The sequence below is a fragment of the Curtobacterium sp. ME26 genome, assembly GCF_903970945.1.
Lineage (GTDB): Bacteria > Actinomycetota > Actinomycetes > Actinomycetales > Microbacteriaceae > Curtobacterium > Curtobacterium citri.
In genome coordinates this window covers 75,467-98,031 of the sequence record NZ_CAJCKG010000001.1, presented here as the reverse complement: position 1 = coordinate 98,031, position 22,565 = coordinate 75,467, and the positions used below count along the sequence as shown (strand labels likewise).

Genomic DNA, 22,565 nt, shown 5'->3' with positions numbered 1-22,565 from the left:
TCGCCCTCAGTCGACCGGGTCCCCGGCACCGTCCGCACACGCGGCCGGTCCCGGTGGGTCCGGCGCGATGATCGCCACCAGCCGTGGCACCTCGGCCCGTGTCCGTTCCGTCCCGATCGCGCTGAGCAGGACCGTCCAGAGCTCCCGAAGGCGCTCGTACAGGTCGGCGCGGTCGTGCAGCACGTCCGAGATCATCTGGACGCCCGCGACCGCGGGGTTCACCACGCGTCCGACGAGCTCGGGGTCCCACGACGGGTCGACCTCACCCGCGTCCACTGCGCGGCGGACGAGGTCGGCGGTGTGCCCGACCCAGTGGTCGTACGGGTGCTCCCGCGGGATCGCCCGCGCGTTCGGGTCGGCGGTCAGGCGCAGACCGGCGCGCACGACGACCTCGCTGGTCATCTGCGCGGCGACGCCCTGCGACATCCACATGAGCGACTCGAGCGGCGACGCCACCCGGGCGGCGGCCGCCGCGGCGTACCGGCGCGAGACCTCGTCCTGCGCCGCGATCACCGCGCTCGCCGTGTCGGCCTTCGACCGGAAGTGGAAGTAGAGCGCGCCCTTGGTCATCCCGGCCCGCTCGGCGACCCCGTCCATCGACGCCCCGGCGTAGCCGCGCTCGTCGAACTCCGCGGCGGCGGCCTCGATGAGGGCCGCCCGCGTCGCCACCGCCCGATCCTGCCTGCCCCGGCCGTCCTGCGCCATGCCGTCGATGGTAACCAGCGGAGCCGGTCGGAAGGAGGCCCTCAGGGGACCCCCCGGCGCGCTGTCGTACCGTGACCGGCATGGACGGATGGCGGAACCCGCGACGCTGGGCCCGGACGGGACGGTGGCTGCTGCTGCCGATCGCGGTGCTCGACTGGGTGGCGCTCACCCCGCAGCCCGTGGTGGTCGTCGCCTTCCTGCTCGCGGTGCTCGGGTTCGCCGGGCTCGCCGCGGCCCTGGTCGTCCGGATGCTGCACGGCCCGCGCGGGGCGATGGCCGGGCTCGGCGTGGTGCTGCTGCTCGGCGGTCTCGTCGTGCTCGGGACCGACCCGTTCCCCGGCACGGTCCCGTTCCTCGACCCGTGGTGGCCGGCGGCGATCACGCAGCCGCAGGTGGTCGGCAGCGCGTACTGGAAGACCGCGGGGCTCGGCGTCGAGCTCGCCGGTGTGGCGCTCCTGGCGACCCTGCTCGTGGCGGCGGCCACCGGACGACCGGCACCGCGCGCCCGCTAGCCCGCTGCGTCCGTCAGTCCACAGCGTTCGTCAGTCCGCAGCGCCCGTCAGTCCGCAGCGGGCCGGGTGAGCACGACGACGGTGACGTCCGCGGTCGTCCGGTCGGTGGGGACCAGTGCCCGGACGTGGTCGACCAGGTCGTCGGGGTGCGCCGCGGCGACGGTCGCGAGGCCGTGCGCGTCCCCGACGCCGTCGAGCCCGAGGGTGCCGTCCGTGACGAACACGACGCGGTCGCCGGGCGCGAGGTCGAGGGAGGACACGCTCCGCTGGACCCCGCCGGACCGCAGGCCGAACGGCAGGTCCGTGGACCGCAGCGGGGTGACGGTGCCGCCGGACAGGTGCAGCGCCTCCCCGTGGCCGGCGTCCACCCACTCGGCGTGACCCGACGTCGGGTCGAACCGCAGGTGCAGGAGCGAGCCGACGGCGCCGGCGGTCGACAGGTCGGGGGTGAGCTGTGCCTCCAGGCCGGCGACCGCGTCGCGGAGCGGCAGGTCCGTCCGGGCGACCACGGCCGCGCGGACCGAGGCGGCGAGGAGCGCCGAGGCGCGACCGGCTGCGGTCACCGTGCCGACGGTGACGTGCACCGAGCCGTCGGCGGCGGTGCGCCAGTCGGCGAGGTCGCCGCCGTCCTCGTCCGCCACGACGAGCCCCGTGACCGACGCACCGGGGACGGTGACCGGGTCCGGCACGAGCCCGGCGAGCACCCGCTGGACGCGGCCGCGCTCGATCGAGTACCCGAGCTCCCGCTCCGCCCAGCGGGCGAGGTCGCCGAGGAGCGCGAGGTCCTCGTCGGAGAAGACCCGCGGCTCGGCGTCCATCACGCAGAGGGTGCCCACGCGCGTGCCGTCCGGCATGGTCAGCGGGGCGCCCGCGTAGAACCGGATGCCGTACTCGGTCACCGCTCGCGACTGCGCGAACCGCATGTCGAGCGCGGCGTCCGGGATCACCATCGGCTCGGGGCTCAGCACGGTCGTCGCGCAGAACTGCTCGCTCGCGGGGACGCTCGTGCCCTGCTGGAACCCGAACGTCGACTGCGTGGTGACGAGGTCGTGGTGGACGAGGTTGAGGAAGGTGAGCGGGACGCCGAAGGCCTCGTGGGTCATGCGGGTGATGCGGTCGAAGCGCTCCTCCGGGCCGGAGCCCAGGACCTCGAGCGCCTCGATCACCGCGGTGCGCCTGTCCGCACCGGCGAGATGGTTGGTCACGCCTCCTGTGTACCCGACCCACCGCTGAGGAACCAGTCCCGCGGGTGGGGGTCGGCCGTCAGCTGCCGGCGCTCGGACGTGGGAGCGGCCCAGGCTGCGGCGTTGGCGAGCACCCGCTGGACGTCCGCGTGGTGGTACACCGGGTACTCCTGGTCGCCGGGCGAGAAGTAGAACACCCGGCCGAGACCCCGGCGGTAGGCGACCCCGGAGCGGAAGACCTCGCCGCCGGCGAACGTCGACAGGAAGACCTCCTCGTCCGGGCGCGGGATGTCGAAGTACTCGCCGTACATCTCCTGACGGTCGATGACGATCGGGTGCGGGACGCCCGCGGCGATCGGGTGCTCGGGTGCGATCGTCCAGACGAGCTCCCGCTCGCCGTCGTTGCGCCACTTCAGGGAGCACGTGGTGCCCATCAGCCGGGTGAACGGCTTCGAGTAGTGCCCGGAGTGCAGGACGACGAGCCCCATGCCGGCGTGGACGGCCTCGACCACGCGGGTGACCACCTCGTCGGACACGTCCTGGTGCGCCACGTGGCCCCACCAGAACAGCACGTCGGTCGTGGCGAGCCGCTCGGCGGTCAGGCCGTGCTCGGGCTCCTGCAGCGTGGCCGTGGACACGGACGCCCCGGGGTGTTGCTCGCGGAGGGCGGCGGCGATCACGGTGTGCATGCCGTCGGGGTAGTGCCCGAGCACGGTCGCGTCGCCGCGGCTCTCGTGCACGTTCTCGTTCCAGACGACGATGTTCAGGGGACGGCTCTCGGTCGGCGCTGACATGACGACGACGCTACCCGGTGTCGGGTCGAATCGATACGACCGGCCGTGTGTCGGGAGTCTCCCCGGCAGGGTGCGCGACCATGTCGGCATGACTCCCCGATCCCTGTTCCGCGCCGCCGCCGTGGCCGAACTCGTGACCTGGACGCTGCTCATCGCCGGGATGGTGCTGAAGTACGCGCTCGACGCCGGCGACTGGGGCGTGCGCATCGGCGGGAGCATCCACGGCTTCGTGTTCCTGGCCTACCTCGTGGTGACGACGGTCGTCGCGGTGAACCAGCGCTGGTCCGTCGGGGCGCTCGTGCTCGGCTGGGCGAGTGCCGTCGTGCCGTACGCCACGGTGCCGTTCGAGGTCGCGGTCGCCCGGCGCGGCATGCTCGAGGGGCCCTGGCGACGGACCGCCGACGAGCGGTCCGGGGTCTGGGACCGCCTGCTCTTCTTCGTGGTGCGTCGGCCCGGGGTGTCGGCGGCGATCGGGGTCGTGGCGGTCGCGCTGGTGTTCTCGGCGCTGCTGGTCGTCGGTCCGCCGGTCCCGAAGGGCTGACCCGGCGGCCTCGCGCGCGCGGCGCGCGGCCTCCGACCGCCGAGGTTCACGACTTGCCGCTCAGGTTCGTCGAGGTTCCGCTCGAGCGCTGGATCTGCCTCGAGAGTGCAGAATTCGGGAACCTCGAGTGCGCGGCGGCGGCGGGGCAGGGCGGCGGCACGACGACGGACGGGAGGCGCGGTGCCAGCCGGCACCGCGCCTCCCGTCCGTCGTCGGTGCGCGTCTACAGGGTGGCGAGCGCCTCGTTGAACGTGGCGGACGGCCGCATCACGGCGTTCGTCTTGGCGCTGTCGGGGCGGTAGTAGCCGCCGATGTCGGCGGGCTTCCCCTGCACGGCGACGAGCTCCTGGACGATCGTCTCGCCCTGCTCGTCCAGCGTCGACGCCAGGCTGCGGAAGGCCGTTGCGAGCTCGGCGTCCTCGGTCTGTCGGGCGAGCTCGTCGGCCCAGTACTTCGCCAGCCAGAAGTGACTGCCGCGGTTGTCGATCGAGCCGAGCTTGCGACCCGGGGACTTGTCCTCGTCGAGGAACGTGCCCGTGGCGCGGTCGAGCGTGTCCGCGAGGACCTTCGCCCGGGCGTTCCCGGTCACGCCGGCGAGGTGCTCGAACGACACCGCGAGCGCGAGGAACTCACCGAGGGAGTCCCAGCGCAGGTAGTCCTGCTCGACGAGCTGCTGCACGTGCTTCGGGGCCGAACCGCCGGCACCGGTCTCGAACAGGCCGCCGCCGCCGAGGAGCGGGACGACGGAGAGCATCTTCGCCGAGGTGCCGAGCTCCATGATCGGGAACAGGTCGGTGAGGTAGTCGCGGAGCACGTTGCCCGTGACCGAGATGGTGTCCTCGCCGCGGCGGATGCGCTCGAGCGAGAAGCGCATGGCGTCCTCGGGCGCCATGACCTCGATCTGCAGGCCGTCGGTGTCGTGGTCGCCGAGGTACGTGCGGACGAGCCCGATGAGGTTCGCGTCGTGGGCACGGGTCTCGTCGAGCCAGAACACGGCGGGCGAGCCGGTGGCACGGGCACGGGTGACGGCGAGCTTCACCCAGTCGCGGATCGCGATGTCCTTGGTCTGGCAGGCGCGCCAGATGTCGCCCTGCTCGACGTCGTGCTCGATGACGGTCTCGCCCGAGCTCGTGACGACGCGGACCTTGCCGGCGGCCGGCAGCTCGAACGTCTTGTCGTGCGAGCCGTACTCCTCGGCCTTCTGCGCCATGAGTCCGACGTTGGGCACCGAGCCCATGGTCGACGGGTCGAAGGCGCCGTTGGCACGGCAGTCCTCGATGACGGCCTGGTAGATGCCGGCGTAGCTCGAGTCCGGGATGACCGCGAGGGTGTCGTGCTCCTCGCCGTCCGGGCCCCACATGTGGCCGGAGGTGCGGATCATCGCGGGCATCGAGGCGTCGACGATGACGTCGCTCGGCACGTGCAGGTTCGTGATGCCCTTGTCCGAGTCGACCATCGCGAGCTCGGGGCCGGCGTCGATGCCGTCGGCGAAGGCCTGCTTGATCTCCGCGCCGTTCGGCACGGCGTCGAGCCCGGCGAGGATCGAGCCGAGGCCGTCGTTCGGGTTCAGACCGGCGGCGGCGAGGTCGGCGCCGAAGCGCTCGAAGACGCTCGGGAAGAACGCGCGGATGACGTGGCCGAAGATGATCGGGTCGGAGACCTTCATCATCGTGGCCTTGAGGTGCACCGAGAACAGCACGCCCTGCTCCTGCGCGGCGGCGATCTGGTCGCGGAGGAACGCCTCGAGCGCGCGGACGTGCAGGACGGTGCCGTCGACGACCTCGCCCGCCAGGACGGGGATCGACTGCTTGAGCACGGTGGTCTCGCCGTCGGCCGCCACGAACTCGATCGTCAGGGTGTCGTCGGCGGGCGCGATCCACGACTGCTCGTTCGACCGGAAGTCGTCCTTGCCCATCGTCACGACGTTCGTCCCCGAGTCGTGGCTCCAGGCACCCATGCGGTGCGGGTGCTTCTTCGCGTAGTTCTTCACGGAGAGCGGTGCGCGGCGGTCCGAGTTGCCCTCGCGGAGCACCGGGTTCACGGCGCTGCCCTTGGTGCGGTCGTAGCGGGCGCGGACGTCGCGCTCCTCGTCCGTGGTGGGCTCGTCGGGGTAGGCGGGCAGGTCGTAGCCCTGCGCCTGGAGCTCCTTGATCGCGGCCTTGAGCTGCGGGATCGACGCCGAGATGTTCGGCAGCTTGATGATGTTCGCCTCGGGCTGCTTCGCGAGCTCGCCGAGTTCGGCCAGGGCGTCGTCCAGGCGCTGCTCGTCACTGAGCCGCTCCGGGAACTGCGCGATGATCCGGCCGGAGAGCGAGATGTCGCGGGTCTCGACGTCGACCCCCGCGGTGCGTGCGAACGCCTCGACGACCGGCAGGAACGAGTGGGTGGCGAGGAACGGTGCCTCGTCCGTGAGGGTGTAGATGATCTTGGCCATGCTGGCGGGTACTCCCTTGTTCGACCGTCGGTACGTCCACGCTACTCGCGGCGCGGGATGTCTCGACATCAAGATACATGGGCTCTCCGACGACGGCCAGGCTGCCGGCGACGCCTCAGACGGTGACGCGTCAGACGGTGACGCCTCAGACGGTGACGCGTCGAACGGCGGCGCGTCAGACGGTGATGCGGAAGACGCGCACGCCGGCGGCACGGAGTCCCGCCGTGCCGAGCCGCGTGCGCATGCTCCGGAACGGACGCTTGAACCCGGACGTGGCGGACGCGATCCCGATCTGGTGCAGGACCTCGGACGTGAGCGTGCGCTCGACCTTCGGCGCGAGGCGGGTCACACCGGACACGGTGACGACGATCCGGACGGCGTGCGGCGCGAGCAGCGGCGCGATGAGCTCGGCCGTCTCCTGCGCGCGGTGGAACGCCGGGTCCTCGCCCGGGCGACGGATGGCGATGACCGCGAGGTCCGCGTCCGCGTGGTCGGCGACCTCGTGCACGTCGTCGACCCCGACGACCCGCATCCGCGACGCGTCGACGCCGGCCCGCACGGCGGACGTCCGGAGCACCGGCAACAGGTCCTGCGTCCCGGCGAGCACGACCTCGGCGGTCGCGAGGTCGATGGGTTCGTGCCGTTCCCGCGGCGTTCGGGCCATGGCGCAGGTCCTTCCGGTCGCTGGACCCAGACACTACCGATCCGTCGCCCAGCGGGTCCGCAGGCGGGGTGACGCGTCAGCTGACTGTCAGCCGTTGTGTAACGAGGAGATCACGGAAAGGCCTGTACAAAGCGACAGACTCGTGCAGAATGGTCTGCGGCCATGACGACGACACACGACACCGACCAGCAGCAGCCGGAGACCCCGGTCGTGCACCTGTCCCGTCGCGCTGCCCTCGAGGCCGAGCGCGCAGCAGCCAGGAAGCCCGCCCGACGCGCCCGCGCTCCCCGCTCCCCGCGCAGCACAGCGGTCCTGCCCGCCACCGCCGCGGCGGCCGCTCCGGACACCGCGGCGACCACCGCAGCCGAGCCGGCACCGGCACCAGCCGAGGCAGCCGCAGCGCCGCAGGTGCTCCCCACGGAGAGCCGGCCCGGCCGACGAGCGACCACGGCGCGCGTGGCCACCGAGCACGTCGACGCCCGCATCACGAAGGTCGTCCGCCGCCGCCCCGCCGCGATCACGACCGCCACCACCGCCCGCGCGCCCCGCCCGTCCCGCTCGCACCGCGCGAGCCGCATCACCCTGACGAGCGCCGCCGCCGCCCTGGCCATGTTCGCCGCGTCCGCGATGCCCGCGCACGCCAGCGCCGGCACGTCGACCGCGACGTCCACCCTCGCGCCGCAGGTCCGCACCCAGGACTACGCCGTCACCCAGGCGGTCACGGCGAGCGCCCTCGACCGCGACGACTTCACCGTCAACGAGGCCCAGAAGGTCGTCGTCGCGGCCACCGGCGGCTCGGCCGACAGCGCTGCGGCCGACGGCTCCGTCTCCGCCGGCGGCGAGGTCCGCTCGCCGTTCCCGGGTCCGGTCCGGATGAGCTCCGGCTTCGGCTACCGCGCGGCCCCGTGCGGCGCGTGCTCCTCGCTCCACCAGGGACTCGACTTCAACCCCGGCATGGGCGCCCCCATCGGCGCCGTGGCGGCGGGGACCGTCCGGGTCTCGGGCACGTACTTCTCGTACGGCAACACGGTGATCATCGACCACGTGATCGACGGCCGCCGGGTCTCGACCCTGTACGGCCACATGATCCCCGGGTCGTCGCCCCTCCGGGCCGGCGACACCGTGGCGGCCGGGCAGTTCATCGGCAGCGTCGGCTCCTCGGGCGTCTCGACGGGTGCGCACCTGCACCTCGAGGTCCTGATGGACGGCGTGACGCCCATCGACCCCGAGGCGTGGCTCGAAGCGCGGATCGGCCGCTCGCTCACCACCTGACCCGGTCAGACGCTCGCCGGATGCCCAGCGCCCGCGCAGCGCCGACGCGGCTGGATCCCAGCTGACCTGTGCACAATCACAGCATGGACGATCACCACAGACCGCCCGCCCGTCGTCGACCCTCGGTGGTGTCCCGCTGATGGACGCCGACACCTGGATCGCCTTCGGGCTCGTCATCCTCTTCGTGCTCGTCGGTGGCGTGTTCGCCGCCGCCGAGATCGCCCTCGTGTCGCTCCGCGAGTCGCAGCTCCAGCAGCTCGAACGCCGTGGCAGTCGCGGGGCCCGGGTCGCCGCCCTCGGTCGTGACCCGAACCGCTTCCTGTCCGCCGTGCAGATCGGTGTGACGGTCGCCGGGTTCTTCTCCGCCGCCTACGGTGCGTCCTCGATCGCGCCGGACGTCGCGCCGCTGCTGTCCGGTCTCGGACTCGACCAGGGTGCCGCCGAGGCCGTGGCCCTCGTGCTCATGACCCTCGTCATCGCGTACCTGTCGCTCGTCTTCGGTGAACTCGTGCCGAAGCGCCTCGCGCTGCAGCGCGCCGAGGGCTTCTCGATGGCGGTCGCCCCGACGCTGGACCGCTTCGCGATCGTGATGCGCCCGGTGATCTGGGTGCTGTCGGCGACCACGAACGCCGTGGTCCGGCTGCTCGGCGGCGACCCGAACGCCCGCAGCGAGTCGATGAGCACCGAGGAGCTCCGCGGCCTGGTCGAGGACCACGACGCCATCGACGCGCAGGGCCGCCGCATCGCCCGGAGCGCGCTCGACGCCGGCGACCGGATCCTCCGCGAGTCGATGCGGCCCTGGTACGACGTGTCCACGATCGACGCGTCGGTGTCCATCGCCGAGGCCACGGACCACGCGATCGAGGAGGGGCACACCCGCTACCTCGTCACCGAGGGCTCGCGCGACGACGTCGCCGGCTTCGTGCACCTGCGGGACCTGCTCCGTCCGGCCGACCCGGCCGCGCCCGTGTCGACCCTCGTGCGCCCCGTCCTCGCGATGCCCGAGACGAAGTCCCTGTCGAGCGCGATCGCCGACATGCGGACCGACGGCCACCAGATCGCCCTCGTCGTCGACGAGTACGGCGGCAGCGCCGGCATGGTCACGCTCGAGGCCCTGCTCGAGGACCTGGTCGGCCGCATCCGGGACGAGTACGACCCGCCGGCCGCCGAGTCGGACGGGATCGACGGTGCCACCGTGCTCGAGGACCTGGCCGCGGACGGCGGCCCGCAGCTGCCGGACGGCGACTACGAGACCGTGGGTGGCCTCGTGCAGGTCCACCTCGACCGGGTTCCGGAGGTCGGCGACGTCGTCGACGTCGGCGAGCACCGGCTCGAGGTCACCGAGATGGACGGCCACCGCGTCGCGCGCGTCCGGGTGACGCCAGCCGCCTCGGGGGCTCCGGCCGGACCGGCGCGCGTGGCCCCGCCGGCCGCGTAGCCGGGTCACCGCCGGTCGGGAGGCGCGGTGCGGGCGGGCACCGTGCCTCCCGTCCACGTTCCGGTCACCTCCCACCGCGGCGGCCGCGCCGTCCACGGGTACCGCTGGTGCCTGTCGCCGCCCGGGTCGGGCCACGTACGCTCGTGCCATGGGTATCGACGTGCGCAACGAGATCCGTGACTTCCTGTCCTCGCGGCGGGCGCGGCTCACCCCGGACGAGGTCGGCATGCCGTCCTTCGGCGGAGGGGTGCGTCGCGTGCCGGGCCTGCGTCGGCACGAGGTCGCGATGCTCGCCGGCGTGAGCGTCGACTACTACACGCGACTCGAGCGCGGCTCGCTGAAGGGCGTCTCGGACAGCGTGCTCGAGGGCTTGGCCGGCGCCCTGCAGCTCGACGAGGACGAACGCGTGCACCTGTTCGACCTCGCCCGGCTGGCGAACGCCGGGGTCAAGGTCATGCACCGGAACGTCCCGACCCGGGTGCGTCCGGGCGTGCAGCGCCTGCTCGACGCGATCACCGGTGCCCCCGCGTGGGTGCGCAACGAGCGCGGCGACGTCGTCGCGACGAACGAGCTGGGCCGCGCGCTGTACGCGCCGATGTTCGCGGGCCCCGGCCGACCGGTGAACACCGCACGGTTCACCTTCCTCGACCCAGCGGCCCGCGACTTCTTCCCGGACTGGGCGGCCACGGCGCGGGAGGCCGTCGCCGTGCTGCGGGCCGCCGCGGTGGCGAACCCCTGCGAGCCGGGCCTGGTCACGCTCGTCGGCGAGCTGTCGACGCGGAGCGAGGAGTTCCGGTCCTGGTGGGCAGCGCACGACGTGCGGATGCACCGACGGGGCGGCAAGCGGATCGCACACCCGATAGTCGGCGAACTGCAGCTCGACTTCGAGGCGCTCGAGCTCGTCGCGGACCCCGGTCTGACGATGTTCACGTACTCGGCGGAGCCGGGCAGCGAGTCCGAGCGGTCGCTGGCGCTGCTGGGGACCTGGGCCGCGACGGAACGGTCCGAGCGGCTCGCCGCCGTGCGCGCGGGCGACGCCGAGCAGGCCGACTGAGCGTCGGGACCCGCGCAGGCAGCGTTCGTAGGGTGAGCGCGTGACGAGCACCGCGGACACCGACGCCGAGGCGGCCGCGCTGCGCCGGCACCGCCGACCGGAGCCGACGTTCGTCCGCGCGGTCGCGAAGGCCCTCGGTGACGCCCGCACCGTGCGCGAGGTCCGAGGGGGCCCGGTCTCGTACGTGCCCGTGGACCGCGAGCTCGTCGCCGACAGGGGTGCCGATGCCACGCTGCTGACCTTCCCGGCCGACGACACGCTCGCCGCACTCGCGCTGCTCACCGGTGGTCGTGTCGTGGTGCTCGCGCGCGACCCGGACCGCCTCCGTGCCGGGTGGCTCGCCGAGTACGCGCCCGACGTGGTCGCCGCCGAGGCCGCCACGCTGCCGACGATCGACCGGCTGGTGACGCTCGTCGGGCCGTCCGTCGACGTCGTGCGCCTGCCGGTGCCGTTCACGTGCGTGGACGGCTTCGGTGAGGGCTACTACGCGCGGCCGGAACGGCTCCTCGACGCCGACGTCCGGGCCGCCGACCCCGCGTGGAGCCTGGTCGACGACCTGACCGCTCGCCGATCGATCGCCGCCCTGCGGAACGCGCTCACGTCGGGCGAGTGGGACGCGCGCCACGGTGCGCTCCGTCGGCAGCCCGCGCTCGACGGGTCGGTCGTCCTGCTGCGGCCTGGCGCTTGACCGGGCTGCCGGCGCGACACGCCCGGCTTGACACGTCGTCGTAGGCTGGACACGTGAGTCAGCAGGAGGTGGTCGGCGCCCGGAGCGCCGGCATCAGGGCGTGACGCCCCCGGCTGTGCCGTCCGGCACGGCCGCCGTCGTCGAACCCTGACCACCCACCCCCTCGTCCCGCGCGGCGCACTCGCGCCCGGGCCCCGTCGAGAGCGACCACACTGTGCTGCCCATCAGCGAGAAGACCATCCGTTCCTCCTTCGTCAACGCCTCCCGCAAGGAGGTCACCGACCTCACCCTGCCCGCCGACCTCGACTCCCTCGACTGGGAGGCGCTCGACTTCCTCGGCTGGCGCGACCCGAAGACCCCCCGGCGTTCGTACGCGGTCGTGCCCACGCTCGAGGGCGACCTCGTCGGCGTGCTGTTCCGGCAGGCCGAGGCGTCGCCGCGGTCACGGGCGCAGTGCTCGTGGTGCCAGGACGTCACGCTGCCGAACGACGTCGTGTTCTCCGCCGCGAAGCGCTCGGGCAAGGCCGGTCGGAACGGGAACACCGTCGGGACACTGGTCTGCCAGGACTTCGAGTGCTCCCGGAACGTCCGGCGCCCGGTGCCGCCGGCGTACGAGGGGTTCGACGTCGAGGCCGCCCGCCTGCGCCGGATCGAGGACCTGCAGCTGCGCGCGGCGTCCTTCGTCACCGAGCTCTGACGCCCGGGCACCCGAAACGCCCGCGTAACGCGGTCTGCCTAGGGTGAGGCGCGTGGACCTCAGCGACTTCGACTCCGCCCCCGCCGCCGACGCCCGGACGACCGCCCTGGGGTGGGCAGCGGTCCCCGCGTGGGCCGACGCCCTCGTGGCCGGACGCCCGTACCGGTCGGTCCCGACGCTCGTCGCGGCGGCGACCGAGGCGGCGGCAGCGTGGACCGCGACGGACCTCGACACCGCGCTCGCCGAGCACCCCCGCATCGGCGAGCGCACCACCGAGCCGACGTCCGCCCGTGAGCAGGGGGCGATGGCCACGGCGCAGGACGACGTCGCGGCGGCGATCGCCCGCGGGAACGCCGCGTACGAGGAGCGGTTCGGCCGGGTCTTCCTCGTGCGTGCTGCCGGTCGGACGCCGGAGGAGCTCCTCGCCGAACTCGAACGGCGGCTCGCCGGGGACCCGGAACCCGAGGTCGCCGAGGCCACCGCCGCCCTCGCCGACATCGCCGTGCACCGCATCCGGGCGACCTTCGGCGTCCCGCACCTCACCACGCACGTGCTCGACGCCCGGACCGGCACCCCGGCCGCAGGTGTCGCGCTGACGCTGCGGACGGCCGAGGGCGAGGTCCTGGCGACCGGCGAGACCGACGCGGACGGCCGCGCCGGGCTCGGTCCGGACGTGCTGCCGCAGGGCGAACTGGAACTCCGGTTCGACACGGGCGCCCACCACCGTGCGACCGGTGTCCCGTCGTTCCACCCGTACGTCGTCGTGGCGTTCACGGTGTCCGGGACCGACCACCTGCACGTCCCCCTGCTGCTCAGCCCCTTCGCCTACAGCACCTACCGCGGCAGCTGACCAGGCGGTCGGCCGGCGGCCGAGCCTCGCCCAGGCGGACACGTTCGCGGTCCAGGTGCCGCGAACGTGTCCGCGGAGCCGAGTCTCGCGGGAGCGGCCGGCGGCGGGACGGACGGGAGGCCCGTGGCGGGGTCGCCACGGGCCTCCAGTCCGCCTCCTGGTCGCGTCAGCGACCGATGGACGACATGTCGGGGTAGCGGTCGCCGGTCGGGACGGGCAGCGCCGACAGGCGCGCGAGCTGGTCGGCGGAGAGCGAGACGTCGGCTGCGCCGACGTTCTCCTCGAGCCGCGAGACCCGCTTCGTCCCGGGGATCGGGACGACGTCGTCGCCCTGCGCGAGCAGCCAGGCGAGCGCGACCTGCCCCGGCTTCGCGCCGACCTCGTCCGCGATCTCCTTGACCTCGTCGACGATCCGCATGTTCTCCGCGAAGGCCTCCTGCTGGAAGCGGGGGTTCTGCTTCCGGAAGTCGTCGTCGTCCAGGTCGGACGGCTTCGTGATGGCCCCGGTGAGGAAGCCGCGGCCGAGCGGGGAGTAGGGCACCAGGCCGATCCCGAGCTCGCGGAGGGTGTCGAGCACGTCGCCCTCGGGGTCGCGCGTCCACAGCGAGTACTCGCTCTGCAGCGCGGTGATGGGGTGCACGGCGTGGGCCTTGCGGATGGTGGCCGCCGACGCCTCGGACAGGCCGATGTGCCGGATCTTGCCCTCCTGCACGAAGCCGGCGAGCTGGCCGACGACGTCCTCGATCGGGACGTCCGGGTCGACGCGGTGCTGGTAGTAGAGGTCGATGTGGTCCGTGCCGAGGCGGCGGAGCGATCCCTCGAGGGCCTCGCGGACGGACTCCGGGGCGCTCGAGATGCCGCGCTGCTGGGTCGGCGTCTCCTCGCCGGCCTCGTGCCGGTAGAGGCCGAACTTCGTGGCGATGACGACCTGGTCGCGGCGGTCGCCCAGGGCACGGCGGAGGAGGTCCTCGTTCGTGTACGGGCCGTAGGCCTCGGCGGTGTCGAAGAGGGTGACGCCGAGGTCGATCGCGCGGTGGATCGTGCGGATCGACTCGTCGTCGTCGGAGCCGGCGCCCGAGTAGAAGGCGCTCATGCCCATGGTGCCGAGGCCGATCGGACCGACCTCGAGGTCTGCGAGCTTGCGTGTCTGCATGGTGCCGGTCTACTCCCGGCGACTCCTCGCCAGGGGGGTACCACCACGGCTACGCTGTCAGGACGGACAGGGGGTCCGTGCGGAAGGGGAACGCCGTGATCGTCTTCGTGATCGTCATCGCCGTCGTGGTGGTCATCGCCGCCCTGCTCGTGGTGCTCGAGGTGCAGAACGTCCGACGCCGCCGGGCGCTGTCGCACCTGGAGCCCGTCGACCCGCGCGTCGGCGAGCGCGCGATGACCGAGGCATCGGCCGCCCACGCGGTCACCGAGGGGACGGCCAAGGCCGCACACCCGGGGATCACCGGCGGCGCCGGCGGACCGCTGGGCTGACCGCGGCCGGTTGGAGGGTCGGGTGCACCGTGTTGCACTCGGCACCGTGACGCTCGTCCGCTTCCTCCAACGGGCTCGACGGCGGGGCCGGCTCCTGGTGGGATCGGCACGTGAACCTGTACCTCCGGCTGTTCCTGCTCGCCGTGCGTGTCCGACTGGCCGGCGCGCGACCAGGACGGCGACCCTCGCTGTGGGGCGAGGCGCGCACGCCGTTCCGCGTCGTTCCGACGGACCTCGACACCCTGCGCCACGTCAACAACGGCAAGTACCTGGCGATGCTCGACCTGGGGCGGTACGACCTGCTCTTCCGGTCCGGCTTCTGGCAGGAGGCAGCGCGACGGGGCTGGTACGCGGTCGTCGCCGCGCAGACCATCACGTACAAGCGGTCCCTGACGCTCGGTCAGCGGTTCACGCTGCACACGCGGGTGCTCGGCGTCGACGAGCGTGCGGTGTACATGAAGCAGACGTTCGTGCGCCACGGCGCCGTCGTCGCCCGGGCGGTCGTGCAGGCGCGGTTCCTCCGCCGGACCGGCGGCGCGGTCACGCCGGACGAGCTCGTCGCCGCGACGGGCGACACCACGCGGGACCTCACCCTGCCCGCGTGGGTGCACGCATGGGCCGACGCCGTGCGGATCAGCAGCAGCGAGGTGCGCTGACCGGTCGGCCACGCCGTGTCCTCCGCGCGGACGATGGCCGGCGCGCGGCGGAGGCGTAGACAGGTCGCGTGCAGCAGGAGCGACCACGCGACGACCGACCGCGCGACGACGACCGCGACGACCGGAGCCGGCGGGCCACGCGCCGGACGGTGCTCGCCGGCGGGATCGGCCTCGGCGTCGCCGGGGTGCTCGCCGCGTGTTCCCGGCCCGATCCCGCTCCGTCCGGCAGCCCGAGGCCGTCCGGGCCCGGATCGGCCGCACCCTCCACCGGCACCGGTACCCCGTCGTCCTCGCCGACCCCAGGCGGCCCGGACTCCTGGGACGCCCTCGCCGCCGTCGTCACCGGCACCCTGCTCCGGTCGGGGTCGTCCGGCTGGGACGCCGCCCGCGTGCTGCAGAACCCCCGCTACGACGACGCCGACCCGCAGGCCGTGCTGCGCGTCGCGGGCGTCGGTGACGTGCAGGCAGCCCTGGCGTTCGCCCGGAACACCCGTACACCGGTCGCGCTGCGCTCCGGCGGGCACTCCTACACCGGGTGGTCGGCGGGCGGCGCACCGGGCACCGACGTCCCCCGGTCGCTGGTGATCAGCACGCAGGACCTCGACGACGTCCGAGTCGACGGCGACACCGCGACGATCGGCCCCGGTGCCCGACTGGCGGACGTCTACGCGACCCTGGCCCGTGCCGGACGGGCGATCGGCTCCGGCTCGTGCCCGACGGTCGGCATCGGCGGACTCACGCTCGGCGGCGGTGTCGGCGTGCTCGTCCGGTCCTCCGGCCTCACCTGCGACCAGCTGACCGGTGTCACGCTCGTCACCCCGGACGGCCGGGTGCACGAGGTGTCGGCGACGGCGGAGCCCGACCTGTTCTGGGCCTGCCGCGGCGGCGGTGGCGGGACGGTCGGCGTCGTCACCTCGATGACCTTCCGGACGCAGTCCGCGCCACCGGTGCTGCTGTTCAGCATCGTGTTCCCGTGGTCCGCCGCGGCCGCGGTGGTGCGGGCCTGGCAGGACTGGGCGCCGGTCGCGGACCGCCGGCTCTGGTCGACCCTGAAACTGCTGAACGGGACGCGGCACAGCGCACCGACGGTCACCGTCACCGGCGTCTGGACGGGGCCGGAGCGCGGCGCCGACGCATCCGTCGACGCGTTCGTCGCAGCGACCGGTGCGACGCCGACGTCCCACACCGCCGACGAGCTGACGTACGGCGCTGCCGTGGTCCGCCTCGCCGGGACGCCCCAGCGGGTGTCCGAGGCGGCCACCTCGTCGATCGGGACGCGGAAGCTCACCGGGGCGGAGATCGCGGTCCTCGTCCGCCAGGCGGCCGCCGCGGGGGACGTCGCGGGCAACCGGGAGGGCGGCGTCGCCCTCGACGCCCTCGGCGGTGCCGTCGCCGACGTCGGACGCACCGACTCGGCCTTCCCCTGGCGGGACGCGCTGATGACCGTGCAGTACACCGCGGTGTTCGCCGACGGCGCGGACCCCGCCCCCTTCGACGCCTACGTCCGCGGGTTCCGGCAGGCCATGGAGCCGGCCTGGGGGACCGGTGCCTACGCCAACTACTGCGACGCGGCGATCACCGACCCGTCGGCGTACTTCGACGTGAACACCTCGCGCCTGCACCGCATCGCCGAGCAGGCGGATCCCGACGGACTGCTCGACCAGCCCCACTGGGTCTGAGCCGGACCGCCGTCCTACGATGACCGCATGGACGACGAGGACCTCGTGCTGCCGGACGCCGCCGCGTGGCGCACGTGGCTCGACGCGCACGAGGACGACCCGGACGGCGTCTGGCTCGTCCTCGCGAAGAAGGGCACCACGGAGCCGACGACGCTGACGTACGACCAGGCCCTCGACGAGGCACTGTGCTCCGGGTGGATCGACGGCCAGAAGCGCGGTCGCGACACGGCGACGTTCCGCCAGCGGTTCACCCCGCGCCGCCGGGCGTCGCTCTGGTCCGAGCGGAACGTCGGCCTCGTCGCGGCACTCGAGGACGCCGGGCGCATGCGGGACCGCGGCCGTGCCGAGGTCGACCGCGCGCGGGCCGACGGTCGGTGGGACCGCGCCTACGCCGGTGCCGCGTCCGTCGCCGTGCCCGACGACCTCCGGGCCGCCCTCGACGCGTCGCCGGCCGCCGCCGCCCTGTTCGCCGACCTCGACGGCACGAACCGCTACGCCGTGCTGCACCGGGTGGTGACCGCTCCGAGCGACACCGCCCGGGCAAACCGGATCGCGAAGCTCGTCGCCGGCCTCGCCGTCGGCGACGCCCCGTACCCCCGCCCGACGCGGTAGGGCCGTCGCCGGTTGCCGCTGGTCGGCGGTGACCAGGGGGACACCGACCCAGGAACGGGTCACGGCACGGGCGTAGACCGGATCCATGACCACTGGTACCGACACCACGAACCGTCCTGCCGCCGCATCGGGCACGTTCCGCATCGGCGGCGACCTCGAGGTCCACCGCCTCGGCTACGGCACCATGCAGCTCACCGGCCCGGGCGTCTGGGGGCCGCCGAAGGACCACGACGAGGCCGTCCGCGTGCTCAAGCGCGCCGTCGAGCTCGGCGTCGACTTCTTCGACACCGCCGACTCCTACGGCCCGTACGTCGCCGAGGAACTCCTCCGCGAGGCGCTGCACCCCTACGGCGACGACATCGTCATCGCCACCAAGGCCGGCCTCACCCGCACCGGCCCGAACGAGTGGCCGCCGGTCGGCCGCCCGGAGTACCTCCGCCAGGAGGCCGAGATGAGCCTCCGCCGCCTCGGGCTCGAGCGCATCGACCTGTTCCAGCTGCACCGCATCGACCCGAAGGTCCCGCTCGAGGACCAGATCGGCGAGCTGAAGAAGCTGCAGGACGAGGGCAAGATCCGCCACATCGGTCTGTCCGAGGTGTCCGTCGACGACGTCAAGGCCGCGCAGGAGCACGCCGAGATCGTCACCGTCCAGAACCTCTACAACCTGACCGACCGTTCGGCCGAGGAGCTCCTCGACTGGTCCGAGGAGCAGGGCATCGGCTTCATCCCGTGGTTCCCCCTCGCCACGGGTGGGCTGACCGGCACGGACTCGCCGCTCACCGAGCTCGCGGAGGAGAAGGACGCCACGCCGGCGCAGGTCGCGCTCGCGTGGCTGCTCAAGCGCTCGCCGGTGATGCTGCCGATCCCGGGGACCTCGAGCGTCGACCACCTCGAGGACAACCTGCAGGGCGCGACCATCGAACTGACGGACGCGGAGTTCGAGGAGCTGTCGAAGCTGGGCGAGTAGTCCCCACCAATCGACGGACGGGAGGCGCGGTGCCGGCTGGCACCGCGCCTCCCGTCCGTTCGTGGCCGATTCGTGACTTGCCTGCTGCCGGTCTGCTTGTGCATACTCGGTATGGGCATACGGAGTATGCCTCCGACGGTACGAGGGGGAAGTCATGAGCGTACGGATGGGCGTGCTCGCGCTGCTGGTGGGAGGACCCGGGTACGGGTACCAGCTCCGGGGGGAGTTCGAGCAACGGACCGGGGGGAGCTGGCCGCTCAACATCGGCCAGGTCTACACGACGCTCGACCGTCTGGAGCGCGACGGTCTCGTGGCCCGCGGCGACGCTGACGACGACGGACACGTCGTCTACACGGCGACCGACGCGGGTCGCGAGGCGGTCGCCCGCTGGTTCAGCGAGCCGGTGCCGGCGAAGCGCGGGCGCGACGAGCTCGCGATCAAGTTCGCCCTCGCGGTGACCGTGCCCGGTGTCGACGTCCCGCGGCTGGTGCAGGTGCAGCGTTCCGCCGCCCTCGGCACCCTGCAGGACCTGACGCGGCTCAAGCGCTCCGCCGACCCCGCGACCGACCTCGCGTGGTCGCTCGTCCTCGAGTCGATGGTGTTCCAGGCGGAGGCCGAGGTGCGCTGGCTGGACCACGTCGAGTCGGCCGTCACCCGGCACATGCCGCCACCCGCCTCCGTCACGGACGTCGCATCGGTGCGCACCGCGGAGCAAGCACGATGACCGCCCCGCTCCTCGAGCTCGACGCCGTCAGCGTCCAGTACGGCGGCGGCGCCAACGCGGTGACCGCCCTGGCAGGTGTCGACCTGCGCGTCGCGCGCGGTGAGATGGTCGCGGTCATGGGCACGTCGGGCTCCGGCAAGTCCACGCTCCTCGCCTGTGCCGGGACCCTGCTCCCGCCCACCTCCGGCGAGGTCAGGATCGACGGTGAGTGGGTCTCCGACCGCCCGTCCCGCGAGCTGTCCGCGCTCCGTCGCCGGATGATCGGGTTCGTCTTCCAGGACTTCAACCTGATCCCCTCGCTGACCGCCGTCGAGAACGTGGCGCTCCCGCTCGAGCTCGACGGCTGGAAGGCCAGCAAGGCTCGTCGCGCCGCGGAGCTCGCGCTCGAGAACGTCGAGCTGTCCCACCGTGCCACCGCCTTCCCCGACGACCTGTCCGGCGGCCAGCAGCAGCGCGTCGCGATCGCCCGCGGGGTGGTCGGCGAGCGTCGACTCGTGCTGGCGGACGAACCGACCGGTGCGCTCGACTCGCAGACCGGCGAGGTCGTCCTGCGGATGCTCCGCCGGCACGTCGACAACGGCGCCGGAGCCCTGCTCGTCACGCACGACGCGCGGCACGCGGCATGGGCGGACCGGATCGTGTTCCTGCGGGACGGCCGGGTCGTCGACGAGACGGTGTACGCCGGCGTCGAGACGCTCGTCGGTCGAGCGGCGTCGTGAGCGGCCGTCGGCGCAGCGCTGGCGACGACCGGGAACGGGTCGAACGACGCGGTCCCCGGGTGTCCCGGACGGTCGTCCGGAGCCGCACGCGCACGCCCGTCGCACTCGGCCCCGCCCTCCGACTCGGTCGTCGACTGGCCTTCGCGAAGGCCGGCCGCGCGGTGCTGATCATGTCGCTGATCGGCATCCCCACCGCGGGCTTCGCGGCAGCGGCCGTGGTCGTCCAGTCGACGCTGCCCACCGTGCAGGAGCAGCTCCGGTACGACCTCGGCCACGCGGCGGCCCAGATGCGGCTGTCGGGCCCGGACCTGCCCGGGATGCGGCAGGACCCCGTGCAGTGGCAGCTGACCGACTCCGCACGGGACAGCCCGGTGACGACCGCCGACGAGGACTCGCCCTGGGCCGAACTGCTCGACCACGTGCCCGCGGGGGCCGAGGCGATCCCGGTCCGGACCACGCAGGTGGTCGTCGCCGGCCCGGAGGTCCCCGTCGCCGTCTCCGCGGACGAGGGAGCGACGTGGTCGCCCGCCCTCGACGGGCACTGGCACGTGCTCTCCGGCCGTGCACCGACCGCGCCGGACCAGGCGATGGTGACCCCCGCGACGCTCGAGCGCCTCCACCTGACCGTCGGCGACACCCTGACCGTGACCGATCCGGTCCGCCAGCGGTTCACCGTCACGGGCACCATGCGCGACGCCGCCTCCGGCCCGGACGCCGAGGGGGTGTTCCTGCCGTCGGGGTCCCTGCCGGCCGAGCTCCCGCACTCCGTGCAGCGCGGTGGGTCGGACACGACCGTGTACCTGCCCGAGGTCGCCCCGACGTGGTCGGAGATCCGCGCGTTGAACGCCCACGGCATCGTCGTCGAGTCCCGTCCGGTCGTGCTCGACCCGCCAGCGGACCGGCTCGAGGGCGTCCCGACCGGGACGACCGTGGACGCGTACCTCGGTGCCATGGCACTGGTCGGGGTGTTCGCCGCCTTCGAGGTCGCACTGCTCGCGGGTGCGGCGTTCCTGGTCGGCACCCGGGCGGACACCCGCACCTACGCGATCGTCACGAGTGTCGGCGGTGGGCGGGGCTTCGTCCGTGCGGTCGTCGCCGGTTCCGGGCTGGTGCTCGGTGCGGCGGGTGCGCTGCTCGGCACCGCGCTCGGTACGGGGCTCGGCGTGCTCGCCTTCCACCTGCTCGACGACGGCAACGTCGGGACCTGGCCGGGGCTGCACGTGCCGACACTCGCCCTCGTGACGATCGCGGCGGTCGCCGTCGCCGCCGGACTCGTGGCGGCCCTGGTCGCGGCCCGTTCGGCGACGCGGGTCGACGTCCTCGCGGCCCTCCGCGGTTCCCTGCGCCCCGCGGCGGCCCGTCCCCGGACGGAACGTCGGCGGCGGGTCTGGGTCCCCGTCCTGGTCGTCACCGGGACGGTGATGACCCTGGCGTGCGGTGCCGGCGTGCTCCTGCTCAACGACCGACCCGTGCAGCAGGACCGTTGGGCGGTGCTCGCCGGCGTCGGGGTCGCGCTCGGGCCGTGCCTGGTGCAGCTCGGCGTCGCCCTGGCGTCGCCGTGGGTCCTGGCCGGCGTCGCACGGCTCTCGGCGCGCCTCGGCCTGTCCGCCCGGATCGCCGCGCGGGACGCCCGGCGCAACCCGGTCCGCACGGTCCCGGTGCTCGCGAGCGTGATGAGCGTCGTGTTCGTCGCCTCGGTCGTGATCACGTGGAGCGCCTCGGAGCACGCCCGGTTCGTCCGGGGGTACGAGTACACGACCGCCGTCGGGGTCGCGACCGCGACCGTCTCGCTGACCGACCCCGACGGGTACGGCGACGGGTACGACGCCGCCGTCACCGACCGGGCCGCGCGCGTACTCTCCGGAGCGTTGGACGGCGTCCGGCTGCACGTGCTCGCCGTGAACCGCGAGGACGCCGGCAAGGAGCCGACCACGATCACCACGCCGCACGACTTCGTTCGGCGGGACTGCCCGACCTCCGACACGACCGGCTGCGCGACCTTCCTGCAGAGCGTCGGGAGCGGTGAGCCGCACATCGCGGCGGGGACGCTCGACGACTACGCCCTGCTCACCGGGCACCGCCCGTCCGCCGAGGTCCGACGGGCGCTCGCGGACGGCGAGGCCGTGTCGCTCTGGCCCGAGTACGTCCACGACGGGGCGGTCCGGATCGACACCTTCCGGGACCGCACGATCGACGACACCGCACTGCTCGAGGACACCCGCCCCGACGCCTCGACGACGATCCCGGCCGTGGTCGACGTGCAGACGCCACGGATCAAGGTCGGGGTCTTCATGACCCGGGCGACGGCAGCGGCACACGGGGTCCCCCTGGTCGACGGCCTGCTCGCGATGCACCTGCCGCAGGACCTGACCCCGTCCCAGTACGACGAGCTGTCGTCCGCGTGGCAGAGCAACGGCGGCGCAGACCGGGAACGATGGGGTGGTCCGGGCTTCGCCTACGAGCGCGGACCGGTGGACGAGCAGGCGACGGTGCAGGCCCTCGTGCTCGCCCTCGCCGCGGCGGTGACGATCGGCGCCACGGCCGTCGCCGTCGGGCTCGCCCGGTCCGACGGTCGCCGCGACGACGAGGTCCTCGACGCGATCGGGGCCGCCCCGGTCCTGCGCCGACGGGTGTCCGCCTGGCAGGCAGCGATCCTCACCACGGTCGGCGCGGTCGTCGGCACGCTGCTCGGGTTGCTACCGATCCGGGCGCTCACCCTGCGGTTCGACGGCGGCCCGACGGGGACCACGCACCTGCCGTTCGTCGCGGACTGGCCGGTGCTGGCCCTGCTCGCCCTGGGGCTGCCGCTGCTCGTGACGGCGGGCACCTGGCTGACCGCCGGCCGGGGCCGTCGACCGGTGGTGCGCCGTGCGCACTGACCGCGAACCTGTGA

22 protein-coding genes are annotated in these 22,565 nt (G+C 73.6%); 16 read left to right on the top strand and 6 right to left on the bottom strand.

What is annotated here, in order from left to right; translation table 11 throughout:
* Positions 1-6 precede the first annotated feature (6 nt).
* The gene (locus H7A69_RS00490) at positions 7-669 is read right to left on the bottom strand and encodes a ScbR family autoregulator-binding transcription factor (RefSeq protein WP_182045276.1); all 663 of its coding nucleotides are present in this window, start codon (positions 667-669) and stop codon (positions 7-9) included.
* Positions 670-785: 116 nt separating this feature from the next.
* Here H7A69_RS00490 and H7A69_RS00485 point away from each other — a divergent pair, with 116 nt between their 5' ends.
* Entirely contained in the window at positions 786-1,217 is a 432-nt protein-coding gene (locus H7A69_RS00485) for a hypothetical protein (protein WP_141718994.1), read from the top strand.
* Positions 1,218-1,264: 47 nt separating this feature from the next.
* Here the strand turns inward: H7A69_RS00485 and H7A69_RS00480 are convergent, their stop codons facing one another.
* Positions 1,265-2,422 (bottom strand): PP2C family protein-serine/threonine phosphatase, encoded by a 1,158-nt coding sequence (locus tag H7A69_RS00480; protein ID WP_182045275.1) that lies wholly within the window; start codon positions 2,420-2,422, stop codon positions 1,265-1,267.
* Entirely contained in the window at positions 2,419-3,195 is a 777-nt protein-coding gene (locus H7A69_RS00475; RefSeq protein ID WP_182045274.1) for a ThuA domain-containing protein, read from the bottom strand. Before H7A69_RS00475 ends, H7A69_RS00480 begins: the two co-directional genes overlap by 4 nt.
* An 88-nt stretch (positions 3,196-3,283) precedes the next feature.
* Here H7A69_RS00475 and H7A69_RS00470 point away from each other — a divergent pair, with 88 nt between their 5' ends.
* Positions 3,284-3,736, top strand: a complete 453-nt coding sequence (locus H7A69_RS00470; protein WP_182045273.1) for a DUF3817 domain-containing protein — start codon at positions 3,284-3,286, stop codon at positions 3,734-3,736.
* Positions 3,737-3,959: 223 nt separating this feature from the next.
* On the opposite strand, the gene H7A69_RS00465 is transcribed toward H7A69_RS00470, so the two are convergent.
* Both H7A69_RS00465 and H7A69_RS00460 read right to left on the bottom strand, forming a co-directional pair.
* On the bottom strand, positions 3,960-6,170 hold the full coding sequence (locus H7A69_RS00465; protein WP_182045272.1) for an NADP-dependent isocitrate dehydrogenase: 2,211 nt from the start codon (positions 6,168-6,170) through the stop codon (positions 3,960-3,962).
* Between the two features lie 175 nt (positions 6,171-6,345).
* Positions 6,346-6,834, bottom strand: coding sequence for a hypothetical protein (locus H7A69_RS00460; RefSeq protein ID WP_069713170.1), 489 nt, complete (start codon positions 6,832-6,834; stop codon positions 6,346-6,348).
* A 162-nt stretch (positions 6,835-6,996) separates the two neighbouring features.
* Here H7A69_RS00460 and H7A69_RS17585 point away from each other — a divergent pair, with 162 nt between their 5' ends.
* The 6 genes from H7A69_RS17585 (at position 6,997) to uraD (ending at position 12,833) form a co-directional block, all read left to right on the top strand.
* Positions 6,997-8,106 (top strand): M23 family metallopeptidase, encoded by a 1,110-nt coding sequence (locus tag H7A69_RS17585; RefSeq protein ID WP_182045271.1) that lies wholly within the window; start codon positions 6,997-6,999, stop codon positions 8,104-8,106.
* Between the two features lie 139 nt (positions 8,107-8,245).
* Entirely contained in the window at positions 8,246-9,544 is a 1,299-nt protein-coding gene (locus H7A69_RS00450) for a hemolysin family protein (RefSeq protein WP_182045270.1), read from the top strand.
* A gap of 148 nt (positions 9,545-9,692) precedes the next feature.
* Entirely contained in the window at positions 9,693-10,598 is a 906-nt protein-coding gene (locus H7A69_RS00445) for a helix-turn-helix transcriptional regulator (RefSeq protein WP_182045269.1), read from the top strand.
* A 40-nt stretch (positions 10,599-10,638) separates the two neighbouring features.
* Complete coding sequence (locus H7A69_RS00440) at positions 10,639-11,286, top strand: SAM-dependent methyltransferase (protein ID WP_182045268.1); 648 nt, start codon at positions 10,639-10,641, stop codon at positions 11,284-11,286.
* Positions 11,287-11,500: 214 nt separating this feature from the next.
* Positions 11,501-11,983: an FBP domain-containing protein gene (locus H7A69_RS00435; protein ID WP_182045267.1), complete on the top strand. Its 483-nt coding sequence runs from the start codon at positions 11,501-11,503 to the stop codon at positions 11,981-11,983.
* A 52-nt stretch (positions 11,984-12,035) separates the two neighbouring features.
* Positions 12,036-12,833, top strand: a complete 798-nt coding sequence (gene uraD, locus H7A69_RS17580) for a 2-oxo-4-hydroxy-4-carboxy-5-ureidoimidazoline decarboxylase (RefSeq protein WP_310648873.1) — start codon at positions 12,036-12,038, stop codon at positions 12,831-12,833.
* A 166-nt stretch (positions 12,834-12,999) separates the two neighbouring features.
* Here the strand turns inward: uraD and H7A69_RS00420 are convergent, their stop codons facing one another.
* Positions 13,000-13,986: an aldo/keto reductase gene (locus H7A69_RS00420; protein WP_182045266.1), complete on the bottom strand. Its 987-nt coding sequence runs from the start codon at positions 13,984-13,986 to the stop codon at positions 13,000-13,002.
* 95 nt (positions 13,987-14,081) lie between these two features.
* Here H7A69_RS00420 and H7A69_RS00415 point away from each other — a divergent pair, with 95 nt between their 5' ends.
* The 8 genes from H7A69_RS00415 to H7A69_RS00380 all read left to right on the top strand — a co-directional run bounded on the left by H7A69_RS00415 (position 14,082) and on the right by H7A69_RS00380 (position 22,551).
* The gene (locus H7A69_RS00415) at positions 14,082-14,315 is read left to right on the top strand and encodes a hypothetical protein (RefSeq protein WP_182045265.1); all 234 of its coding nucleotides are present in this window, start codon (positions 14,082-14,084) and stop codon (positions 14,313-14,315) included.
* Positions 14,316-14,425: 110 nt separating this feature from the next.
* Entirely contained in the window at positions 14,426-14,971 is a 546-nt protein-coding gene (locus H7A69_RS00410; protein ID WP_182045264.1) for an acyl-CoA thioesterase, read from the top strand.
* 68 nt (positions 14,972-15,039) lie between these two features.
* Positions 15,040-16,650 carry an FAD-binding oxidoreductase gene (locus tag H7A69_RS00405; RefSeq protein WP_182045263.1) on the top strand — a complete coding sequence of 537 codons (1,611 nt, stop codon included), beginning with the start codon at positions 15,040-15,042 and terminating at the stop codon, positions 16,648-16,650.
* A 27-nt stretch (positions 16,651-16,677) separates the two neighbouring features.
* Positions 16,678-17,262 (top strand): YdeI/OmpD-associated family protein, encoded by a 585-nt coding sequence (locus tag H7A69_RS00400; RefSeq protein WP_182045262.1) that lies wholly within the window; start codon positions 16,678-16,680, stop codon positions 17,260-17,262.
* 85 nt (positions 17,263-17,347) lie between these two features.
* Positions 17,348-18,229, top strand: coding sequence for an aldo/keto reductase (locus H7A69_RS00395; protein WP_182045261.1), 882 nt, complete (start codon positions 17,348-17,350; stop codon positions 18,227-18,229).
* A 154-nt stretch (positions 18,230-18,383) separates the two neighbouring features.
* Entirely contained in the window at positions 18,384-18,953 is a 570-nt protein-coding gene (locus H7A69_RS00390; protein ID WP_182045260.1) for a PadR family transcriptional regulator, read from the top strand.
* Complete coding sequence (locus H7A69_RS00385; protein WP_182045259.1) at positions 18,950-19,672, top strand: ABC transporter ATP-binding protein; 723 nt, start codon at positions 18,950-18,952, stop codon at positions 19,670-19,672. Before H7A69_RS00390 ends, H7A69_RS00385 begins: the two co-directional genes overlap by 4 nt.
* A gap of 59 nt (positions 19,673-19,731) precedes the next feature.
* On the top strand, positions 19,732-22,551 hold the full coding sequence (locus tag H7A69_RS00380; RefSeq protein WP_182045258.1) for a hypothetical protein: 2,820 nt from the start codon (positions 19,732-19,734) through the stop codon (positions 22,549-22,551).
* Positions 22,552-22,565 lie beyond the last annotated feature (14 nt).

What these genes read in the sequence shown, in the direction of transcription:
- H7A69_RS00485 (WP_141718994.1), top strand. Translation starts at nt 786, where the DNA reads ATGGACGGATGGCGGAACCCGCGACGCTGGGCCCGGACGGGACGGTGG.
- H7A69_RS00475 (WP_182045274.1), bottom strand. Translation starts at nt 3,195, where the DNA reads ATGTCAGCGCCGACCGAGAGCCGTCCCCTGAACATCGTCGTCTGGAAC.
- H7A69_RS00470 (WP_182045273.1), top strand. Translation starts at nt 3,284, where the DNA reads ATGACTCCCCGATCCCTGTTCCGCGCCGCCGCCGTGGCCGAACTCGTG.
- H7A69_RS00465 (WP_182045272.1), bottom strand. Translation starts at nt 6,170, where the DNA reads ATGGCCAAGATCATCTACACCCTCACGGACGAGGCACCGTTCCTCGCC.
- H7A69_RS00460 (WP_069713170.1), bottom strand. Translation starts at nt 6,834, where the DNA reads ATGGCCCGAACGCCGCGGGAACGGCACGAACCCATCGACCTCGCGACC.
- H7A69_RS17585 (WP_182045271.1), top strand. Translation starts at nt 6,997, where the DNA reads ATGACGACGACACACGACACCGACCAGCAGCAGCCGGAGACCCCGGTC.
- H7A69_RS00450 (WP_182045270.1), top strand. Translation starts at nt 8,246, where the DNA reads ATGGACGCCGACACCTGGATCGCCTTCGGGCTCGTCATCCTCTTCGTG.
- H7A69_RS00445 (WP_182045269.1), top strand. Translation starts at nt 9,693, where the DNA reads ATGGGTATCGACGTGCGCAACGAGATCCGTGACTTCCTGTCCTCGCGG.
- H7A69_RS00420 (WP_182045266.1), bottom strand. Translation starts at nt 13,986, where the DNA reads ATGCAGACACGCAAGCTCGCAGACCTCGAGGTCGGTCCGATCGGCCTC.
- H7A69_RS00400 (WP_182045262.1), top strand. Translation starts at nt 16,678, where the DNA reads ATGGACGACGAGGACCTCGTGCTGCCGGACGCCGCCGCGTGGCGCACG.
- H7A69_RS00395 (WP_182045261.1), top strand. Translation starts at nt 17,348, where the DNA reads ATGACCACTGGTACCGACACCACGAACCGTCCTGCCGCCGCATCGGGC.
- H7A69_RS00390 (WP_182045260.1), top strand. Translation starts at nt 18,384, where the DNA reads ATGAGCGTACGGATGGGCGTGCTCGCGCTGCTGGTGGGAGGACCCGGG.
- H7A69_RS00385 (WP_182045259.1), top strand. Translation starts at nt 18,950, where the DNA reads ATGACCGCCCCGCTCCTCGAGCTCGACGCCGTCAGCGTCCAGTACGGC.